The sequence below is a fragment of the Mesorhizobium sp. WSM3873 genome, assembly GCF_001672445.1.
In the GTDB taxonomy this organism is placed as follows: Bacteria; Pseudomonadota; Alphaproteobacteria; order Rhizobiales; family Rhizobiaceae; genus Mesorhizobium.
Genome location: NZ_LYTM01000045.1, coordinates 206,639 through 225,901 on the forward strand (window position 1 = coordinate 206,639; position 19,263 = coordinate 225,901).

A 19,263-nucleotide genomic window follows, 5' to 3' on the forward strand; every position below is an offset into this window, starting at 1 on the left:
GGCAGCGGACAGTTTTTTCATGAGCGAAATTTCACCCGATCACGCTTGTGTGCTCGTGTTCTTGCCTTGGTCCGTCCTTATATGCTGCGCTGCAACATAGGCTGACGGCAGCGGTCCCGCTCCAATGACGCAGGGGCAGGCCGGCACATCGCGACAAGGAACGCCATGGCGAAGAACGGCAAGGCGGGGGACAAGAAGAAGATCAACATCGCGCTTCAGGGCGGCGGTTCGCACGGCGCCTTCTCCTGGGGCGTGCTCGATCGTCTGCTCGAAGACGGGCGGCTTGAGATCGCTGCCGTGTCCGGCACCAGCGCCGGCGCGATGAATGCGGTGGCGCTGGCCGACGGCTTCGTGCGCGGCGGCGTCGAGGGCGCGCGCACAAAGCTCGATGATTTCTGGCGTGCTGTGGCCTCGAAGGGGCGGTTCAGCCCGGTGCAACGCATGCCGTGGGACGTGGTCTGGGGGAACTGGTCGATCGAGAACACGCCCGGCTATTTCTTCTTCGACACCATGTCGCGGGTCTTCTCGCCTTACGTCGCCAATCCGCTCGGCTTCAACCCGCTGCGCGATGTGGTCGAGAAGGAGATCGACTTCGGCAACGTGCACGCCTGCAAGTCGATGGAGCTCTTCATTTCGGCGACCAATGTCGAGACCGGGCAGTTGCGCGTCTTCTCGGATGGCGAGATCGACCTCGACACGGTGATGGCGTCGGCCTGCCTGCCGCAATTGTTCCGCGCCGTCGAGATCAAGGGCGTGCCCTATTGGGATGGCGGCTATGGCGGCAATCCGGCGCTCTATCCCTTCTTCAAGACTGCGGCGACCGAGGACGTGCTGCTCGTGCAGATCAATCCGGTGGTGCGCGAAGGCACGCCGAAGAGTGCCAACGAGATCCAGAACCGCATCGACGAGATCACCTTCAATGCCGGGCTGCTGCGCGAATTCCGCTCGATCGCCTTCGTCAAGGAACTGATCGCGGCGGGACGCCTGCCGCATGGCGAATACCGCGACATCCGCATGCACCGCATCGATGCCGACGAGGCTTTCAAGGATCTGTCGGCCTCGTCCAAGGTCAACGCCGAATGGGCCTTCCTCGCCTATCTGCGGGACCTTGGCCGCAGTGCGGCCAGCGACTGGCTGGAGGAAAACTACGACGCGGTCGGCAGCCGAGCGACGCTCGACCTCTCGGGCGAGCTCGACGACGGCTTCAAGCCGATGCGCGGCCCGGCCCCGGGCCGGCGGGTCAAGGAATTCCTCGCCGCGCGCATCAAGCCAGAGTCAGCGCGCCGGCGAGCCTAGTTGCCCAACCCTGTCGCACGTTTCAGCAGGCGCTGAGGTTTCCCTTGCGGAACCGGCGATATGCTGGATTCACCTCCGTTGCGCGAGTAGTTTACCTCGACGTAAACGGGAGGCAGCGATGCTGCAGACCAGACAGAACTCTCTCGGGGTCAAGTTTGAGGCGCAGTGCAGGGCCTTCGAGAAGGACCCCTTTCCTGGCCTCGCAGTGCGCAAGGATCGGCTGAAGCGGCTGCTGGCGCTGACCGAAAAGCATGAAGCCGAGATCTGCACGGCGATCGACAGCGATTTCACTGGACGGGCGGCGCAGGAAACGCGGCTTGCGGAACTGTTCGTCGTTCGCGCCGGCATCAAGCACGCCATCCGGCATCTGCGCGGCTGGATGCGCGAGCGCCGCGTCGCCACCAGCCTGCCGTTCCTGCCGGGGCGCAACCGCCTTCTGCCGCAGCCGCTCGGGGTCGTCGGCATCGTCTCGCCCTGGAACTATCCGTTCCAGCTTGCCATCGCGCCGGCAACTGCCGCTCTAGCCGCCGGCAACCGGGTGCTGCTCAAGCCGTCCGAGCTGACGCCGAACTTTTCGGACCTGCTCGCCCGGTTGGTCGAAGAGCATTTTTCTTCCGACGAGATGAGCGTTGTGGTCGGCGATGCCGAAGTCGGCAAGACATTCGTGTCCATGCCTTTCGATCATCTCCTGTTCACCGGCTCCACCGCGGTGGGCCGGCAGGTGGCGCTAGCCGCGGCCGCCAATCTGACGCCGGTGACGCTCGAACTTGGCGGCAAGTCGCCGGCGATCTTCGATGCGTCGTGCGATCTCGACGCTGCGGTTGCGAGCGTCGCCTACGGCAAGCTCTTGAATGCGGGCCAGACCTGCATCGCACCCGACTATCTGATGGTCCCGCAAGGGCAAGGCGCGGCGATCGCCGCAAAACTTGCCGGCGCGATGACGCAGCTCTATCCGCGCCTGGGCGACAATCCCGACTACACGGCGATCATCAGCGAACGGCACCAGCGGCGCCTGAGCGACATGATCGCCGAGGCGCGCGAAAGCGGCGCCGATGTCACCGAGGTCAACCCGGCAAATGAAAGGCTCGGCTGGAGCGACCGCAAGATGGCGCCGGTCCTGGTCAGGAACGCCGGCGAGAGTTTGCGGCTGATGCGCGAGGAAATCTTCGGGCCGGTGCTGCCGATCGTTGAATACGGCGCGGTAGATGAGGCAATCGATCACGTGAACCGCGGCGAGCGTCCGCTCGCCCTCTATTGGTTCGGCAAGAACAGCGCCAATCGCCAAAGGATCATGCGAGAAACCGTTGCCGGCGGCGTGACGATCAACGACAGCATGATGCATCTGGTGCAGGAACGGCAGCCATTCGGCGGCGTCGGCGAGAGCGGCATGGGCGCCTATCACGGCGAATGGGGTTTCCGCACCTTCAGCAAGGAAAAGCCGATCTTCGTCCAATCCAGGCTGAGTGCCGGGGCCCTGCTCAGGCCGCCTTATGGCCGCACATTCGAGCGGCTGTTCCGCTTGCTCAACCTGATCACCTGATCGGATTTATTTTCGGATTGGGCGCGTCCTCTGATTGCCCCATGCCAATGCGACATGTCATTTCGCAAAAAAATTCTTCATCATACTGACGCCTGCTGCCATTGAGTGTCCGATCGGCTGAAAAACCGGCCCCGATTGAGAAAAGCCAAGCAGTCCAGCATGTAAAACGCGGAAAAAACCAGCGCCCCAAGCTCGGCGGCGCAATAATCCATCAAAGTTTCTGACTGTTTTGCGCAACGGCTTTGCGGTAGAAGCGCGCTTCGCCGATCACGGCAAATTGAAGATGGCTCTGCGCGCCCCCATATCGGCCGCGCGCCCGGGGATCGAAACCGTCGACCTCGCCCAAGCCTGCAACGGAAAAAATGACGATGCCGAAAATCAGGTTTCACAAGCTTGCAGCCATTGCTGTGCTCATCGGATTCGCTGCCTGGATGGCAACGGGCGAGTTCTCGTCCGTGGGCAGCGCCGCCGACCACCAGAAGCAGGGAGAAGCAGGCAAAGCCGCGCAGTCCGTCGCCGAAAAGCCGAAGACGGCGGAGGCCGAGCCGAAGGCAGCATTGCGCACCGTCGCGGTGGTGACGCCGCCGCGCAAAACCTTCGCGCGGGCGATACGGATCTCGGGCCTGACCGAAGCCGACAAGCGCGCTGTGCTTGCTGTCCGCGTCGCCGGTGTCATCGATAAGCTCCCGGTCAAGCAGGGCGATCACGTCAAGACCGGCGACCTCGTGCTGATGCTTGCCGCCGAGGAGAAGCTCTCGAATGTCGACAATGCCAGGCAGCTGCTGGCGCAGCGCAAGGCCGAGCTCGACGCAGCCGAACGGCTGGCCAAGACCGGCAATCTGCCCAAGCTGCAGCTCGACACCGCTCGGTCGAACCTGACGGCGGCGCAGTCCATGCTGGAGACGGCGCAGGCCGAACTCGACCGCAACGAAGTGAAGGCGCCTTTCGACGGCGTCATCGACCGCGTGCCCGTCGAGCTCGGCAGCTCGGTGATGCAGGGCGGCGAGGTGGCCACCATCCTCAAGCTCGACCCGGTGATCGCGCGCGGCGAGATCAGCGAGCGCGACCTGCGCTACATCAAGATCGGCGACCAGGCCAATGTGCGCCTTGTCAACGACCAGAAGGTTACCGGCACGGTGCGCTACATCAGCCGTGACGCCTCCTCGCAGACCCGCACCTTCCGTGTCGAGGTGGCCATCCCCAATGCCGACGGCTCCATCCCCGCCGGCATGACGGCCGAGATCACGCTCAGCGCCCAGCCGACCGATGCGGTCATGCTGCCACGCTCGGTGGTGACGCTGGGCGACAAGGGCGACCTCGGCATCCGCGCCGTCGGCAAGGACGACAAGGTGGCGTTCTTCCCGATCGACCTCGTCGACGACACGCCGAAGGGACTGGTGCTCGGCGGCATACCGCAGGACGCGCGCATCATCGTCGCCGGCCAGGAACTGGTGAAGGAAGGCGATCTGGTGAAGCCGGTCGAGGCCGACCAGGCAACCATCAACAAGCTGATCAGCGAAGCCTCCGCCGGCACGCAATAGCGCGGCCGCGCCGGCTCGGCCGGCGCCGCTGGCCAATGTCGCGGCTTCCAGGGAAACAGCAGGCATAAGTCATGGACATCGTCAGACTCGCCATTCACAACGCCCGCCTCACAATATCGGCGCTGATGTTCCTGCTCGTCGCGGGCTGGGTCGCCTATCAGTCGACGCCGAAGGAAGCGGAGCCGGACGTTCCAATTCCGATGATGTATGTCAGCCTGATCTACCAGGGCATTTCGCCGGAGGACTCAGAACGGCTGCTGCTCAGGCCGATGGAAAGCAAGCTCAAGAGCCTGAAGGGGCTTAAGGAGATGCGCTCGGCCGCCTTCCAGGGCGGCGGCTACGTGCTGGTCGAGTTCCAGCCGCAGACCAATCTGGCCACCGCGCTGCAGGACACGCGCAGCAAGGTGCAGGACGCCAAGGCCGACCTGCCGCAGGCGGCGGAGGAGCCGACCGTCACTGAAGTCAACGTCTCGGAATTCCCCGTTCTCGTCGTCACGCTTTCCGGCGACGTGCCGGAGCGCGTGCTGACGTCGGCGGCGCGCGAATTGCGTGATCGCATCGAGGAGGTGCCGGGCGTGCTCGAAGGCTCGCTGCAGGGCGCGCGCGACGATCTGGTTGAAGTCGTCATCGATCCCGTGAAGCTCTCCTCCTACGGACTCCAGCTCGATCAGGTCATCCAGGGCGTCGGCGCCTCCAACAGCCTGGTCGCGGCCGGCAATCTCGAAGGCTCCGAGGGCAAGTACGCGGTCAAGGTGCCGTCGCTGATCGAGACGCCCGAGGACGTCGCCAAGCTGCCGGTCGTCGCCACGCCCAATGCCGTGGTGCAGGCCAAGGACGTCGCCACCATCCGCTCCACCTTCAAGGACGCCGAGACGGTGACCCGCCTCGACGGCAAGCCGGCGATCGCCATCGAGGTGAAGAAGCGCATCGGCGCCAACCTGATCGACACGCTGAACCATGTTCGGGAAGTGTCCGACACCTTCATCAAGACGATGCCGGAAGGCATGCACGTCACCTACACGCAGGACAAGTCGGTCTTCGTCAACCAGCTTTTGGGCGACCTGCAGAACCATGTGATGATCGCGGTCATCCTGGTGTTCATCGTTATCCTCTACGCGCTGTCGGGACGCGCCTCGCTGCTCATCGGCCTTGCCATTCCGTCGTCCTTCCTGATCGGCATCCTGCTGCTTGCGATGATGGGCTACACGATCAACATGATCGTGCTGTTCAGCCTCATCCTGGCGGTCGGCATGCTGGTCGACGATGCCATCATCGTCACTGAATTCGCCGAGCGGCGCATGAGCGAGGGCATGCCGAAGGCCGATGCCTTCGCGCTAGCCGCCAAGCGCATGGCCGGCCCGGTCATCGCAGCGACGATGACGCGCATCGCCGCCTTCTCGCCGCTGCTCTTCTGGCCCGGCATCATAGGCGACTTCATGAAGTACATGCCGATCACGCTGATCGTGACGCTGTCGGCCTCGATGCTCTATGCGCTGGTCTTCGCGCCGACGCTCGGCGCCATCTTCGCCAAGGCGCCGGCGCATCACGAGGACAGCGATCGCGACGGCTGGTATATGGCGCTGGTCAAGCAGGCGGTGCGTTTCCCGATCACCGTCATCCTGCTCACCGTCGGCCTGCTGGTCGGCGTCGGCTTCGCCTATTCGAAATACGGCGCCGGCGTCGAGTTCTTCCCCAGCGTCGAGCCGGATTACGGCCTGCTCTATGTGCATGCCCGCGGCAACCTTTCGCTGGCCGAAATGGACGCCGCAACCAAGACGGCGGAAAGCCGCCTGCTCGGCTGGCTCGGCGTGAAATCGGTCTACACGCGCGTCGGCAAGACGCAAGGCGGCGGCCAGGACATCCCGGAAGACGTGGTCGGGGTGATCCAGTACGAATTCGTCGACTGGCGCGAGCGCAAGTCCGCCAACCAGATCCTCGACGATTTGCGTGGCGTCATGGCCGGCATTCCCGGGGTCGATGTCGAAGTGCGCGTGCCCGAGGCCGGCCCGCCGACCGGCAAGCCGATCCAGATCAGGCTTTCGGCCGCCGACCCCGCCGGGCTCGACGACAAGGCACGCGCCGTCGCCGCGCGCATCGCCAAGGTCCCCAACGTGATCGATGTTTCCGACGGCCTGCCGCCGCCCGGCGTCGACTGGGCTCTTGAGGTCGATCGCGCCAAGGCAGCGCAATACGGCATCAGCCCGACCTCGGTGGGCACGGTGGTGCAGCTGGTGACGAACGGCCTCAAGCTGTCGGAATACCGGCCGGCCGGTGCCGACGACGCCGTCGACATTCGCCTGCGTCTGCCGGAAGACCGGCGCACGCTCTCGACGCTCGACGAGCTCAGGGTGCAGACCTCGCAAGGCTCGGTGCCGATCTCGAACTTCGTGGTCAGGAAGCCCGAGCCGACAGTCGGCGTCCTCAACCGGATCGACGGCGCGCGCACCGTTGTGGTGCAAGCCAATGTCAGCGCCGGCGCGCAAGTGGCAGCGGTGCAGGCGGAAGTCACCAAGGCCGTGGCCGACATGGATCTCGGCAGCGGCATACGCTGGAAGCTCGCTGGCTCCAACGAGGACAGCGCGGAAGCCAGCGCCTTCCTCAGCAAGGCCTTCGGCGCGGCAATCTTCCTGATCTTCCTGGTGCTGCTCGCGCAGTTCAACAAGTTCACCAGCGTGTGGCTTGTTCTCTCCTGCGTCGTGATGGCGACGATCGGCGTGTTCCTCGGGCTGCTTCTGACGGGCGAGGCCTTCGGCATCGTCATGTCGGGCATCGGCGTCATTGCGCTTGCCGGCGTGGTGGTGAACAACAACATCGTGCTCATCGATACCTATGACCGGCTGCGCGAGGAAGGCTGGGACAAGATGGATGCCGTGCTGCAGACCTGCCGCGAGCGCGCGCGGCCGGTGGTCCTGACCGCGGTGTCGGCCATCCTCGGCGTGCTGCCGATAGCCTTCGGCCTCGGTCTTGAAATCTTCCATCACGAGACGACGATCAACGCGCCATCGACGCAGTGGTGGATTTCGCTGTCGTCGGCGATCGTCTTCGGCCTGTCCTTCGCCACCTTGCTGACGCTGGTGGTGACGCCCTCGATGCTGATGGTGTTCACCCGCGCCAAGGTGAAGCCCGGCGCCCGGCGTGGCTGGCTAAGCCGCCTGTTCCGCCGCGGCAAGGGCGAGCTCTCGACAGGCGAGCCGGTAGCGGAAGCCAATGCCGAGCCGGCGGTCGCCTTCCCGAAAGCCGCCGAGTAGAGCAGCTTCGCAACTCAGGTACATAAAGCCGCTCGGGAACTACCGGGCGGCTTTTTGCATTGTTCCCTCGAAGTTCAACCAGACGGCGAGGGTTTTTCATGACGATCGGTACAATTCTCGTAATAATCCTGATCCTGATCCTGATCGGCGCCGTGCCGGCATGGCCGCACTCGCGGTCGTGGGGCTATGGGCCTTCGGGGATTGTGGGAGTCATTCTGGTAGTGTTGCTGATCCTGCTTTTGATGGGCAGGATCTGAACCGACGACGATTTGCGGCCGGGCCTTGAGGTCCGGCCCGTTTTCATCTTGAGGTTGTTCTTTGCTCAGGCGGCCTGACGCGTGGGCGCGACGGCTATGCCGATGTCCTGCATGGCTTCCGCCACTGCTCGGTCGAGCGGGGTGTGCGGGATTTCGCCGATGACCTTTTCCAGGCGCACTGATGCCAACCGGTGCGGCTCGAAGCGCAGGTAGGACATCGAGACGATCTCGCGCCACATGGTCACGAACGGGCTGCCGGCGCGCAACACCCACCAGGGCATGAGCGTGAGTTTTAGTTTGCGGCCGAGCGCCTTTTCGGCGACGGCCTTGATGTCGAGATCGGTGACGGCGTGGCCGGGGAAATTGATGGCCTCGTAAAAGCCGAGCTTATCGAGATTGCGCGCCAGTGCAACAAAAGCCACCGCGAAGTCGGGCAGATAGGCCCATTCGTGCACGAGCTTGGCCGGGCCGGCGGCGGTGTAGACCCCCTTTTCCATCTTGGCGGCGACGACGAGATCGAACCAGCCGCCGCTGCCGGTGCCGCCGAAGAAGTCGCCGGCCCTAAGCAGAATGGTGCGCACGCGGCCCGCATCGGCTTCGCGACGGAAAAGCTCCTCCATGGCGACGCGGATGCGGCCCTTCTCGGTGGTAGGATGGAAAGGCGTTTCCTCGGTGATCACCTGCGGCATCGGCGAGCCGTAATTATAGACAGTGCCAGGGAAGAGATGCAGCGCGCCGTTCGCCCGACAGGCTGCCATGACGTTCTCGGCCATCGGCAGGCATTTGTCCCAGTCGGTATAGATCGGGTTCAAGCCATTGAAGATGATGTCGACGTCTCGCGTGGCGCGGATCAGCGACTGGCGGTCCAGAGCGTCGCCGGCGACGGCAATAGCACCCTTGAGCTCGGCCGGCACCTTGCCGGTGCGGGTGACGGTGCGGACGTCGAAACCGGCGTCGATGAAGGCCTTGGCAACCACGCGTCCGAGCCGGCCATTGGCGCCCAGAATTGCGATCTTGGTCATTGTTCGTCTCCGTTGTTTGCGTTTGCTCGCTTAATCTGACGTCTTCAAAGCCGAATGGAAATTGACTAAGATTGGCACTCTGTTATTCAAAAACGAATGAATGAATTCGACTGGAATCTGATCAAGAGCTTCGTCGCGGTGGCCGAGACCGGCAGCCTTTCGGCCGCCGCGCGCAAGCTCGCATCAAGCCAGCCGACGCTCGGCCGCCACATCGCCGAGCTGGAGCAGGCGCTCGGCGTCACGCTGTTCCGGCGCGGGCGGCGCGGCTACGAACTGACGGAGGCAGGCAGCGCACTCTACGGGCGCGGAAAGGCAGTCAGCGAGCAGGCCAATGCAGTCTCATTGCTTGCGCTGGGCTCGGTCGAGGCGATCGAGGGTACGGTGCGCATCGCTGCCTCGGAGGTGGTTGCGGCCTGCGTGCTGCCGCAGATCACGGCGCGCCTTGGCGAGGAAGAGCCGGGCATCGAGGTCGAGATCGTCGCTTCCAACCAGGTCGAGAACCTGCTGCGGCGCGACGCCGACATCGCCATCCGCATGGTCAGGCCGGCGCAGAACGAGCTGATGGCGCGCAAGGTCACCGATATCGCGCTCTGCATATGTGCTGCGAAATCCTATCTCGACCGACATGGACGCCCGCAGAAGCCGAGCGATCTCGTCGACCATCCTTTGGTCGGTTTCGACCGCAGCGATGAGATCGTTCGCGGCCTCACCGCGTTTGGCATCCCGGTCAGCCGCAGCAACTTCCGCTTCAGGACCGACAACCAGATCGTGCTGTGGGAGGCGGTGCGGGCCGGCAATGGCATCGGCATCGGCCAGGAGCCGCTCGCTAGCCGCGATCCTCGACTGGAGAAGCTGTTGCCGGAGGTTCCCTTGCCCGAGCTGCCGGTGTGGCTTGCAATGCACCGTGACGTGCGCACCAGCATGCGCATCCGCCGCGTCGCGGATTTTCTGCATGAAGAGCTGAAGCGCTACTCCGCCGGCGCAGGCTCGGCGGCGAATTCGGCGCGGTGAGCCAGGTTTGCCATCAACAGCACGACGACCAGCAGGCCGGAAAGCGCGACGAAGATCGGGCCGAAGCTCGAATGCTCGGCGACGAAGCCGATCGCCGACGGCGCCACCAAGATTCCTGAATACCCCATGGTGGTCACGACGCTCATGCCGGTGCCGGAAGACAAGCCTTCCTGGTTGCCGCCGGCCGAAAACAGGATCGGCACCATATTGGCGATGCCGAAACCGCAGAAGGCGAAAGCGGCAATGGCAAGATAAGGCGAGGGGGAGAGGCCCGCCACGAACAGGCCGGCGGCAGCGACAAGCGCCGAGCCGCGCAGCGTCGCCACCGCGCCGAAGCGGTTGCGCACGCCGTCGCCGAGAAAGCGCATGAGCGCCATGACGCCGGAGAAGGCAGCATAGGCGAGGCCGGCAATCGCAAGGTCGGCGCCGAGCTCTTGCTGGAGGTAGAGCGCGGCCCAGTCGAGCACGGCGCCCTCTGAGACCATGGTGAGCAGCGCCATCAACCCGACCAGATAGACAATTGTGTGCCGCGGCAGCGTAAATTTCTGATGCCCGGCGGCCTGCGGCCTGTCGTCGGCGATGAGGTAGCCAACAGCAAAGGCGATGACCAAAAAGGCGAGCGCCGTCACCGCAATCGCATGCGCGAGATAGCCGTAGTTCTGAATGGAATAGCCACCAAGCGCGCCGCCGGCGAAGCCGCCGAGGCTCCAGAAGCCATGCGAGGACGACATGATGGCGCGGGAGAGCCGTCGTTCGACGATCACCGCGTTGGAATTCATGGCGACGTCCATGCCGCCGATCGAGCCGCCGAAGACGAGCATCGCGAGGGCCGCGAGCGGCACGTTGGGCGCAAGTGCCACGACCAGCAGGCCGAAACTGCCGCAGATGCCGAACCAGCGCAGCACGGGGCGCGAGCCGTGCCTGGAAATGAGATGGCCGCACCAGGTCATCGCCATCACCGCGCCGACACCAAACAACAGGATCAGCAGGCCGAGCGTGAATTTCGAGATGTCCAGCCGGGTCAGAAACACCGGGATCTGCGGCGCCCAGCTGCCGGTGAGAAAGCCATTGGCCAGGAAAATGCCGGCAACGGCCCAGCGGCCGCGCGTCGCGGCTTGCCTTGTGGTTTGCACGCTCATGGTTTGAAGTCCGAATGCTTTGCGCGGCAAATTAGATCGATTCAATTTGTAGTCAAGAAGCGCTATGGCAGAAGCGTTGGACCAAGAGGCGCGGACCTGTGAGGAATGGGCCCTACTTTGGAGATTTGGCCGAAACGCCTCCTTCGCCATCCATGGGCGAGCAGGAACGAAGCGACGCGCGCAGACCCTGGACGACAAAGCAGCAGGGGCGAGCCAAATAGGACCGTTCAATGATCCTTCGGCCGCCTGGCCTCGAACTCAGCCTTCTTGGCCTCGGAGGCTTCGGTCTGGTTGAGCGCCTGCCATTGGGCATAGGGCATGCCATAGATGATCTCGCGCGATTCGTCCTTTGTCAGCGCAATGCCGTCGGCCTCGGCCGCCTCGCGATACCAGTTCGACAGGCAGTTGCGGCAGAAGCCGGCCAGGTTCATCAGGTCGATGTTCTGGACGTCACCGCGTGCGCGCAGATGCTCGACCAGCCGGCGGAAGGCGGCGGCCTCGAAATCGCGTTTCCGTTCTTCGCTGAGTTCGGTCATTTCGTGGTCCCCGGCCTCTCGGCCGTTTTTTAGGCCGGCCCGGTGCGCGAGCCGAACATCTTCACCTCGTGTATATCGGCACGGCGGTCGACGGCGTCAACGATCGGAGCCAATCGCTCCGCCCATTGAACAGCGCCAGCGCGGTCGGCGATCAGGTCCTGACGGATCTCGAGCAGGGCATGGGCATAGCCGTTGACAATGGCATGGCGGAACATGGTGTCGCCGCGCAGCGCGCCGTCGTACGGCTCGTTGTCGCCGACGATCAGCGCCTTGTCTTCGGCCAGCATGTCGATCAGCGGCCGCGCAACGCGGTCGTCGCGGTCCCACAAGATGCCGACATGCCAGGGGCGGATGAAGCCTTGCATGCGAGGGGTGAAGGAATGCACCGAGAAGATGAACGGCGCTTTGCCGGAGGCCTGCGCCACCGAAGAAATCATCGCCCCGACGGCGTCGTGATAGGGGCGGTAGAAGCGGTCGAGCCGTCTCTCCCGCTCCTCGGCGGCCATGGGATAGTTTCCCGGCACGACGGTACCGTCATAGAGCTGGCGGATCAGCGTCGGGTCGTCCTCGCCCCGGTTGGGGTCGATCAGAAGGCGGGAGAAGCCGGCCAGCACGGCCGGCGCATCGAGCGCCGCCGCCAACTCGCGCGTCACCGTCTCGACGCCGATGTCATAGGCGATGTGGCGCTCGAACTCGGCAGCCGGCAGGCCGAGGCTGCCATACTCTTCCGGCAGGTCGCGGCGGGCGTGATCGGCCAGAAGCACGATGCCCTTCTTGCGGTCGCCCTCGACGATGTCGAAGGGCGCGAAAGCTGTGGATCGGGTCATCGGCTGAAAACGGTCTGTTCGCTGGCGTCCGGGCGGGGTGGTATCGTCATTCCACGAAGAGGACTGAGGCGCAATGCCGTTGTTTGGCCACGGTTTCTGCAAAGAATCCCGGATGGGACGCCAAATCGTCCACCGGACCCTTCTAAATCGATTGGAATTGAATAAAACGGCGCGTTGACATGCGCCCGGAGTTTGCTGAAAAGGTGCTTCGACGATGCAGATGTGGTTCGCCAAGGGTTTTGGATTGGGTTGCGCCGGCAGGCTGCGCAAGCGCCTGAGCCTGCCGCTCCTGATCTTTGGCGCGGGCCTGTGCGCGCTCGCCGCGACCTCGCCGGCGCGCGCCGACTTCCGCGTCTGCAACGCAACGCAGAACCTGGTCGGCGTCGGCATCGGCTATCGGGCGAAGGCGGGTTGGATCACCGAGGGCTGGTGGCACATCGAGGGATCGACCTGCAAGACGCTGATCGAGGGGCCGCTGTCATCAAGGTTTTACTATCTTTATGCAGAAGACGCCGAGCGCGGCGGGCGTTGGGACGGCCCGATCAACATGTGCGTCGCCGAAAAAGAGTTCAAGATTGCCGGCGTGAATGATTGCGTCGCCCGGGGCTTTCAGCGCGCCGGATTTCAGGAATATGACACGGGCGAGCAGGCAAGCTGGATGGTCCAGCTGACTGACGAGCCCGCAACGGGCGGCGCGCCAGCGGCTCCCGCTCCGGGAACGAACAATCAATGAGACGTAACCGCAAGGTCAAGATCCTCGCCACCATCGGTCCGGCTTCCTCCTCCGAGGAGATGCTGCGAAAGCTCTTCGAGGCAGGCGCCGACGTCTTCCGCATCAATATGAGCCATACCGACCATGAGCTGATGCGCACGCTTGTCGGCCGCATCCGAGCCGTCGAGGCGGCGGTCGGGCGGCCGATCGGCATTCTCGCCGATCTTCAGGGGCCAAAGCTCAGGGTCGGCAAGTTCGCCAATGGCAGGGAAGCGCTGACCGTCGGCCAGACCTTCACGCTGGATGACAGTCCGGAACCCGGCACGTCGAAGCGCGTCTACCTGCCGCATCCGGAAATCCTGAACTCGGTCGAGGCCGGTCACCGTCTTTTGATCGATGACGGCAAGCTGGAGCTCAAGGCGGTCAAGAGCGACGGCAAGTCGATCACCTGCACGGTGGTCGCCGGCACCGGCATCTCCGACAAGAAGGGCGTCAGCCTGCCCGACACCGATCTGCCGGTCGGCGCGCTGACCGAGAAGGACCGCGCCGATCTCGACGCGGTGCTGGCGGCAAGCGTCGACTGGGTGGCGCTGTCCTTCGTGCAGCGGCCGGAGGATCTGGCCGAAGCGCGCAAGATCGCGCGCGGCCGGGCCCTGATCATGGCCAAGATCGAAAAGCCGCAGGCGGTGGCGCGCCTGGCCGAGATCATCGAACTCTCCGACGCGCTGATGGTCGCACGCGGCGATCTCGGCGTCGAGATGCCGCTCGAGGCGGTGCCCGGCATTCAGAAGCAGATCACGCGCGCCGCCCGCCGCGCCGGCAAGCCGGTGGTGATCGCGACCCAGATGCTGGAATCGATGATCACCGCACCCGTGCCGACCCGCGCGGAGGTCTCGGATGTGTCGATCGCCGTCTTCGAAGGCGCGGACGCGATCATGCTTTCGGCCGAATCCGCCGCCGGCGCCTACCCGGTCGAGGCGGTCGCGATGATGAACCGCATTGCCACCAAGGTCGAAGCCGACCCGACTTATGCCGGCATCATCAACGCCCAGCGCTCGGAACCGGAAGCGACCGGGGCCGACGCCATTTCTCTCGCTGCGCGCGAGATCGCGGAGACGCTGAAACTGTCGGCGATCATTTCCTACACCGCCTCTGGAACAACTGGTCTGCGCGCCGCGCGCGAACGGCCGCAAGTGCCGATCGTGGCGCTGTCGCCGATCGTCAACACGGCGCGCCGGCTCTCGCTTCTGTGGGGTACGCATTGCGTGGTCTCGGAGGACGCTATCGACCTCGACGATATGGTCGACCGCGCCTGCCGCATTGCCCTCGAGGAAGGCTTCGGCAAGCCCGGCGACCGCGTCATCATCACGGCGGGCGTGCCGCTGAGGACGCCCGGCTCGACCAACATGCTGCGCATAGCCTATGTCGGATCAGAGACGCACTAAGCTATGCCCGTATTCAGGTGGGTCCGGCCTATGAGGCGCGCCTCCCTGCGCTTCCGGGGCCCATGTGGTTAAGTCGCTCCGCTCCGGTTCTGGGAATCCGCTCTGCTCGGCTCGGCCTAATTTGAATCTCGATGCCCTTCCGGTCTCGAGCTTAGCCCGGCGCCAGCTCGGCGTCCGGCACCTTCAGTTCCGGGTACCTGTCAGCGCCTTGCGCGTCGCCGGCGATCCGGCTTTCCACCACACTCGCCATCGACTGCAGGTCGACCGGCGCGCCGGCCGCCTTTTCAATAGCGCCGACGACGAGGTCGGGGGCGATCCAGTCGGGCTTGTGGCCGAGATTTGCGACCCAGACCAGCTCGGCGCCGGGAATGTCGCGTTCGAGGCCGACGGAATGGACCGTGGCATAGACCACCTTGTCGCGATCGCCGGAGATGACCAAGGTCGGCGCCTTGATCTCACGGTACCCAGGCGAGGCCGCGCGCACATAGTCGTAAAGTCGGGCCACATCGCGGGCGTTGGCGCGGAAGGCGGGCGGCCTCAGCACAAGCGGAATGGAAGCCTTGCCGATATAGCCCTTCGGCACATTGTTCGGTGAAAACACGCAGGCCGTGGCATTGCCGATCCGCAGCATGCCAGCGGCGTAAGCAATGGTCTCGGAAAACAGCCAGCCGACCACCGGAACAGCCGTCAATTTGTAATACCAGGCGGTCGCGCCGCCCGGCCACGGATGGCTCACGGGCGCCAGGAAGACGAGGCCGAGCGTCTTTTGCGGATGCTGGCGCGCGAAGGCGGTTGTGACCGCGCCGCCGAAGGAATGGCCGACGATGATCGCCCTTGCGATGCCGAGCCGATCCATCAGCGCGGCGACAGTGTCGGCCTGCGCCGCCAGCGTTTCGTTGTCGCCGCGCTCGGACCAGCCGAAGCCCGGTCGGTCGAGGAACAGCAGCTCGGCGCGGCCCTCGAGCAGAGGCCTCAGCGGCAGCATCTGGTCCTTGAGATTGGCACTGGCGCCATGCATGAAGACGACAGGCGGCAGACCGGCGCCGGCGGCGGGGACGTGGACATAATGGATGCGGGCACCATCGATGTCGGCGAATGCGCCGATCGGCGGATTGCGACGCTCGATCAGCCAGACGCCGGCGCGGGTAATGCCGGCAAGGGCGATGAGGAAGGCAACGAGGGGGAGGAGCGCGAGGCAGATGAGGTCCATGCGGAAAGTACGGGCGAGCGGATTTAGTTTAGGAGCACGGTGAGTTTGGCGAGCTGGCGGCCTGCTGCCAGGCCAAATTATTGCCCGCTTCGGTGGAGTATCGCAAACGTTCGGCTTGGCCGGGCTTGTCAAGGTCGTCGTCACCTTGCGCGAAGGCTGCAGCGGAGCAGAGTTCTGCACCACCGTCGCGGCGCGGAAAAGTCACGGCATGGGTCGTTGGCTCGAGCCCGAGGATGACGAAAAGCTGCCCCTCAAATGCCCTCGCCGGCCAGGTCTTCCGACAGCGTCGAGACCTGGCCCTGGGCGCTGCGCATCATCGGATAGATGGTGAGCACCTTCTGCCAGGCTTCCAGCGCCGACTGCTTGTGGCCGGTCTCGGCCATGATCTGCGCGAGACCCGACAGCGCGCCGAAATGGCGCGGTTCGAGCCGCAGCGTGTGGTCGATGTCCGACATCGACTTTCCATAGTTCTTCATCAGGAAATGCACGGTAGCGCGGCGGTTCCAGCCTTCGGCATAATCGGGCTGCAAGGTCACCACCTGATCGAGGAAATCGAGCGCGACGTCGAATTTCTGGTCTTCCGCCGCCCTTTGCGCCCATCGCATCATCAGGTCGATCGAGGCGCTGCCGGACTGGTTCCACTCATTCCAGATGCGGCCGGCGATGCGTTCGGCGGCCTTCTCGTTGCGCTCGCGTCTGAGATCGGCAAAGAGCTGGTCGAGCCGTCCCTGCCTGGTCGAGGCGACCGGCGGCGGCGTGATGGCGGGCGGCGGCGAAGCGGCGGGCGGCGTGGCCTCATCCTGCGCCGAAGCGGGCAAGGTCGTTCCGGAAAGGACGAGGGCAATGAAGAACGCAAAAAGAATCCGCATGTCCGGAATCTAGTCCCGGACGGCGGATCGTCAAAATGATTTTAGCGTGAGAGGTCCGGCGAACCGGCAGTCGACATCAGCGGCGCGGCGCTTAGCGCCGCGCGCAAGTCTCAGCCCTGGCGCGCCTTGTAGCGCGGAGCGGTCTTGTTGATGATGTAGATGCGTCCCTTGCGGCGAACCAGCCGGTTGTCGCGGTGACGCGCCTTGAGCGCCTTGAGCGAATTCTTGATCTTCATGGTCTTGCCTGTTCGGTCGGGGGCCCGGTCCCGGGCCGAATTTTAAAGGCGCGCCCGAAAAAAGCGCGCCTTGAACTTGCTTGGCTCATAAACGAGGAGCCTTGCCCGTGTCAACCGCAAGCGGGCGGCTCTTATGCCGCAAATGGTGCGCTGATCAAATATTCGCCATAGGTAACGCGCGGCATTGCGCGACTCAGAGGCGGCTGGAATGTTGCGGGCCACGCCAGAGCGGGACATCGGTCCCCTCCGGTTATGTCTATTTGTTTAGCTGCATTTCTGCGACGCCAAGCGATTCCTCTAGGTTGCAGATGCTCTCAGCGAAACGGAGTCTTATCATGCGCCGTCTCTTTCTGCCCGCATGCCTTGTCCTCATCGCGACGGTTCCGGCTGCATGGGCCGAGGACTGCGACCGCAGCGACGACAGCCAGTCGATGATGAATATCTGCGCCAATGCCGATTATCAGGCGGCCGATGCCAAGCTCAACGCCGCCTACAAGGATATTGTCGGCCGCAATGACGAGAAGGCCAACAAGTTGCTGCAGACCGCACAGCGCGCCTGGATCACCTTCCGCGACGCCGAATGCGCCTATTCGACCGCCGACAGCGAGGGCGGTTCCATCCACCCGATGGAGGTTTCGCAATGCCTGACGGAGCTGACCACCGAGCGCACCAAGCAACTCACCTCCGGCCCCAACTGCCAGGAAGGCGATCCGAGCTGCGCCAGCCCGGACGAGGACGAAGACGTGCAGTAGTCGGCGTTAGCGCCGACGCTCAATGCGCGTGAAATGGCCCATCTTGCGCCCGGGTCGGGACTCGGCCTTGCCGTAGAGATGCAGCATCAGGTCGGGCTCGGCGAGCAGCGCCGGAACCTTCAGCATGTCATCGCCGATCAGGTTTTCCATGACACAGTCGGAATGCCGGGCAGGCGAGCCCAGCGGCAGGCCGGCGACGGCGCGGATATGCTGTTCGAACTGCGAGACGATGCAGGCGGCCTCCGTCCAGTGGCCGGAATTGTGGACACGCGGCGCCAGCTCATTGGCTAAAAGCGAACCGTCGGCAAGGACGAAGAACTCGACGCCGATGACGCCGACATAGTCGAGCGCCGCAAGGATTTTTGCTGCCGCTTGCTTCGCCGCCGATGCGGTGTCCGGAGCGATGGCGGCCGGCAATGTCGACGTTCGCAATACGCCTTCGCGATGGATATTCTCGGCCGGATCGTAGGCGGCAACCGAGCCGTCCTGCCCGCGCGCGGCGATCACCGAAATTTCGCGCTCGAAAGCGACCAGCGATTCGAGGATCAGCGGCACATTGCCCATCGCCTCGCAGATACCGGCAAAGCCGCCAGTCTCCATGTTGCGGAAGACGCGCTGGCCTTTGCCGTCATAGCCCATGCGGCGCGTCTTTAGCACGCCGCTGCCGCTGAATTTCTTCAGCGCGGCCGACAGATGGTCGCCAGTATCGACCGGGCAGAATTCGGCTGTGAGAACGCCGATGCCGTTCAGGAAATTCTTCTCGGTCAGACGGTCCTGCGCGACTTCGAGGGCGCGCGCCGGCGGATAGACGGGAACGTGCGCCGCGAGTGTCTGCGCCGCTTGAACCGGGACATTCTCGAATTCGTAGGTGACGACAGCGCTGGCGCCGGCCAGTTCGGCAAGGGCCGCCGGATCGTCATAGGCGGCGACGATCTGCCGGTTGGCGACCTGCGCCGCCGGGCTGTCGGCCTGTGGCTCCAGCACGACCGTGCGGTAGCCAAGGCGAGCGGCTGCCATAGCCAGCATGCGGCCAAGCTGGCCGCCGCCGATGATGCCGATGGTCGATCCCGGGGCCAGGCTCACGGGGTATCTGCCGGTTCGGTGGCGACCTTGGCGGTCTGTGCGGTGCGCCAGGCATCGAGGCGGGCGGCGAGTTTTTCATCGCTCAGCGCCAGGACGGCCGCGGCGAGAAGGGCGGCGTTGGCAGCACCGGCCTTGCCGATGGCTAACGTTCCGACCGGAATGCCGGCCGGCATCTGCACGATGGAGAGCAGCGAATCCTGGCCGGACAACGCCTTGGATTCCACCGGCACGCCGAAGACGGGCAGCGGCGTCATCGCCGCCGTCATGCCGGGCAGGTGCGCCGCGCCGCCGGCGCCGGCGATAATCACCTTGTAGCCGGCCGCCTTGGCGCCCTTGGCGAATTCGTAGAGGCGGTCCGGCGTGCGGTGTGCCGAGACGATCAGTTTTTTGTGCAGGATGCCCAGCGCGTCAAGCGTTTCCGCCGCCTGGCGCATCGTCGCCCAGTCGGACTGGCTGCCCATGATGATGGCGACGTCGGCACGCTGATCGGTCAAGGTTTTCGCTCCCGGCGGCAAAGGCGCGCCTTAGCGGAATTCGCC

The 19,263-nt window shown here is 64.5% G+C and carries 18 protein-coding genes; 9 read left to right on the top strand and 9 right to left on the bottom strand.

The features are described 5' to 3' along the window. Positions 1-165: 165 nt before the first annotated feature. The 5 genes from A9K71_RS23935 (at position 166) to A9K71_RS23955 (ending at position 7,882) form a co-directional block, all read left to right on the top strand. Entirely contained in the window at positions 166-1,296 is a 1,131-nt protein-coding gene (locus A9K71_RS23935) for a patatin-like phospholipase family protein (protein ID WP_067001896.1), read from the top strand. 118 nt (positions 1,297-1,414) lie between these two features. Then, positions 1,415-2,836, top strand: coding sequence for a coniferyl aldehyde dehydrogenase (locus A9K71_RS23940; RefSeq protein WP_067001899.1), 1,422 nt, complete (start codon positions 1,415-1,417; stop codon positions 2,834-2,836). Positions 2,837-3,204: 368 nt separating this feature from the next. Continuing rightward, positions 3,205-4,377 carry an efflux RND transporter periplasmic adaptor subunit gene (locus A9K71_RS23945; protein ID WP_082980682.1) on the top strand — a complete coding sequence of 391 codons (1,173 nt, stop codon included), beginning with the start codon at positions 3,205-3,207 and terminating at the stop codon, positions 4,375-4,377. 71 nt (positions 4,378-4,448) lie between these two features. Further along, the gene (locus A9K71_RS23950) at positions 4,449-7,625 is read left to right on the top strand and encodes an efflux RND transporter permease subunit (protein ID WP_067001902.1); all 3,177 of its coding nucleotides are present in this window, start codon (positions 4,449-4,451) and stop codon (positions 7,623-7,625) included. A gap of 98 nt (positions 7,626-7,723) precedes the next feature. Then, a complete protein-coding gene (locus tag A9K71_RS23955) occupies positions 7,724-7,882 on the top strand; it encodes a DUF3309 family protein (protein WP_040991775.1) in 159 nt (52 codons plus the stop codon). A 65-nt stretch (positions 7,883-7,947) separates the two neighbouring features. Here the strand turns inward: A9K71_RS23955 and A9K71_RS23960 are convergent, their stop codons facing one another. Further along, the gene (locus A9K71_RS23960) at positions 7,948-8,904 is read right to left on the bottom strand and encodes an SDR family oxidoreductase (protein WP_067001905.1); all 957 of its coding nucleotides are present in this window, start codon (positions 8,902-8,904) and stop codon (positions 7,948-7,950) included. A 96-nt stretch (positions 8,905-9,000) separates the two neighbouring features. Between A9K71_RS23960 and A9K71_RS23965 the strand changes: the two genes are divergently transcribed. Further along, positions 9,001-9,915, top strand: coding sequence for a LysR family transcriptional regulator (locus A9K71_RS23965; RefSeq protein WP_067001907.1), 915 nt, complete (start codon positions 9,001-9,003; stop codon positions 9,913-9,915). Here the strand turns inward: A9K71_RS23965 and A9K71_RS23970 are convergent. From A9K71_RS23970 to A9K71_RS23980, 3 genes are all read right to left on the bottom strand, one after another. Further along, positions 9,873-11,054: an MFS transporter gene (locus A9K71_RS23970; protein ID WP_067001910.1), complete on the bottom strand. Its 1,182-nt coding sequence runs from the start codon at positions 11,052-11,054 to the stop codon at positions 9,873-9,875. The two genes, A9K71_RS23965 and A9K71_RS23970, sit on opposite strands and share 43 nt — an antisense overlap. 227 nt (positions 11,055-11,281) lie before the next feature. Continuing rightward, positions 11,282-11,590 (bottom strand): DUF1244 domain-containing protein, encoded by a 309-nt coding sequence (locus A9K71_RS23975; protein ID WP_067001913.1) that lies wholly within the window; start codon positions 11,588-11,590, stop codon positions 11,282-11,284. Between the two features lie 29 nt (positions 11,591-11,619). After that, a complete protein-coding gene (locus A9K71_RS23980; protein WP_067001916.1) occupies positions 11,620-12,417 on the bottom strand; it encodes an N-formylglutamate amidohydrolase in 798 nt (265 codons plus the stop codon). A 214-nt stretch (positions 12,418-12,631) separates the two neighbouring features. Between A9K71_RS23980 and A9K71_RS23985 the strand changes: the two genes are divergently transcribed. Then, on the top strand, positions 12,632-13,150 hold the full coding sequence (locus tag A9K71_RS23985) for a DUF1036 domain-containing protein (RefSeq protein ID WP_170950279.1): 519 nt from the start codon (positions 12,632-12,634) through the stop codon (positions 13,148-13,150). After that, the gene (gene pyk, locus A9K71_RS23990; RefSeq protein ID WP_067001918.1) at positions 13,147-14,574 is read left to right on the top strand and encodes a pyruvate kinase; all 1,428 of its coding nucleotides are present in this window, start codon (positions 13,147-13,149) and stop codon (positions 14,572-14,574) included. Before A9K71_RS23985 ends, pyk begins: the two co-directional genes overlap by 4 nt. Positions 14,575-14,725: 151 nt before the next feature. Here the strand turns inward: pyk and A9K71_RS23995 are convergent, their stop codons facing one another. The 3 genes from A9K71_RS23995 to ykgO form a co-directional block, all read right to left on the bottom strand. Next, the gene (locus tag A9K71_RS23995; protein WP_067001921.1) at positions 14,726-15,784 is read right to left on the bottom strand and encodes an alpha/beta hydrolase; all 1,059 of its coding nucleotides are present in this window, start codon (positions 15,782-15,784) and stop codon (positions 14,726-14,728) included. Between the two features lie 251 nt (positions 15,785-16,035). Then, entirely contained in the window at positions 16,036-16,653 is a 618-nt protein-coding gene (locus A9K71_RS24000; RefSeq protein WP_067001924.1) for a hypothetical protein, read from the bottom strand. A gap of 110 nt (positions 16,654-16,763) precedes the next feature. Further along, entirely contained in the window at positions 16,764-16,889 is a 126-nt protein-coding gene (gene ykgO / locus A9K71_RS24005; protein WP_040974291.1) for a type B 50S ribosomal protein L36, read from the bottom strand. 335 nt (positions 16,890-17,224) lie between these two features. Between ykgO and A9K71_RS24010 the strand changes: the two genes are divergently transcribed. Further along, on the top strand, positions 17,225-17,641 hold the full coding sequence (locus A9K71_RS24010; RefSeq protein ID WP_067002206.1) for a lysozyme inhibitor LprI family protein: 417 nt from the start codon (positions 17,225-17,227) through the stop codon (positions 17,639-17,641). Between the two features lie 6 nt (positions 17,642-17,647). On the opposite strand, the gene A9K71_RS24015 is transcribed toward A9K71_RS24010, so the two are convergent. Both A9K71_RS24015 and purE read right to left on the bottom strand, forming a co-directional pair. Beyond that, a complete protein-coding gene (locus A9K71_RS24015) occupies positions 17,648-18,724 on the bottom strand; it encodes a 5-(carboxyamino)imidazole ribonucleotide synthase (RefSeq protein ID WP_067001927.1) in 1,077 nt (358 codons plus the stop codon). Next, positions 18,721-19,218 carry a 5-(carboxyamino)imidazole ribonucleotide mutase gene (gene purE, locus A9K71_RS24020; protein ID WP_067001929.1) on the bottom strand — a complete coding sequence of 166 codons (498 nt, stop codon included), beginning with the start codon at positions 19,216-19,218 and terminating at the stop codon, positions 18,721-18,723. Before purE ends, A9K71_RS24015 begins: the two co-directional genes overlap by 4 nt. Positions 19,219-19,263: the final 45 nt, after the last annotated feature.

Coding starts and splice junctions, on each gene's coding strand:
- A9K71_RS23935 (WP_067001896.1), top strand. CDS start 166: ATGGCGAAGAACGGCAAGGCGGGGGACAAGAAGAAGATCAACATCGCG.
- A9K71_RS23940 (WP_067001899.1), top strand. CDS start 1,415: ATGCTGCAGACCAGACAGAACTCTCTCGGGGTCAAGTTTGAGGCGCAG.
- A9K71_RS23945 (WP_082980682.1), top strand. CDS start 3,205: ATGCCGAAAATCAGGTTTCACAAGCTTGCAGCCATTGCTGTGCTCATC.
- A9K71_RS23950 (WP_067001902.1), top strand. CDS start 4,449: ATGGACATCGTCAGACTCGCCATTCACAACGCCCGCCTCACAATATCG.
- A9K71_RS23955 (WP_040991775.1), top strand. CDS start 7,724: ATGACGATCGGTACAATTCTCGTAATAATCCTGATCCTGATCCTGATC.
- A9K71_RS23960 (WP_067001905.1), bottom strand. CDS start 8,904: ATGACCAAGATCGCAATTCTGGGCGCCAATGGCCGGCTCGGACGCGTG.
- A9K71_RS23965 (WP_067001907.1), top strand. CDS start 9,001: ATGAATGAATTCGACTGGAATCTGATCAAGAGCTTCGTCGCGGTGGCC.
- A9K71_RS23970 (WP_067001910.1), bottom strand. CDS start 11,054: ATGAGCGTGCAAACCACAAGGCAAGCCGCGACGCGCGGCCGCTGGGCC.
- A9K71_RS23975 (WP_067001913.1), bottom strand. CDS start 11,590: ATGACCGAACTCAGCGAAGAACGGAAACGCGATTTCGAGGCCGCCGCC.
- A9K71_RS23980 (WP_067001916.1), bottom strand. CDS start 12,417: ATGACCCGATCCACAGCTTTCGCGCCCTTCGACATCGTCGAGGGCGAC.
- A9K71_RS23985 (WP_170950279.1), top strand. CDS start 12,632: ATGCAGATGTGGTTCGCCAAGGGTTTTGGATTGGGTTGCGCCGGCAGG.
- pyk (WP_067001918.1), top strand. CDS start 13,147: ATGAGACGTAACCGCAAGGTCAAGATCCTCGCCACCATCGGTCCGGCT.
- A9K71_RS23995 (WP_067001921.1), bottom strand. CDS start 15,784: ATGGACCTCATCTGCCTCGCGCTCCTCCCCCTCGTTGCCTTCCTCATC.
- A9K71_RS24000 (WP_067001924.1), bottom strand. CDS start 16,653: ATGCGGATTCTTTTTGCGTTCTTCATTGCCCTCGTCCTTTCCGGAACG.
- ykgO (WP_040974291.1), bottom strand. CDS start 16,889: ATGAAGATCAAGAATTCGCTCAAGGCGCTCAAGGCGCGTCACCGCGAC.
- A9K71_RS24010 (WP_067002206.1), top strand. CDS start 17,225: ATGCGCCGTCTCTTTCTGCCCGCATGCCTTGTCCTCATCGCGACGGTT.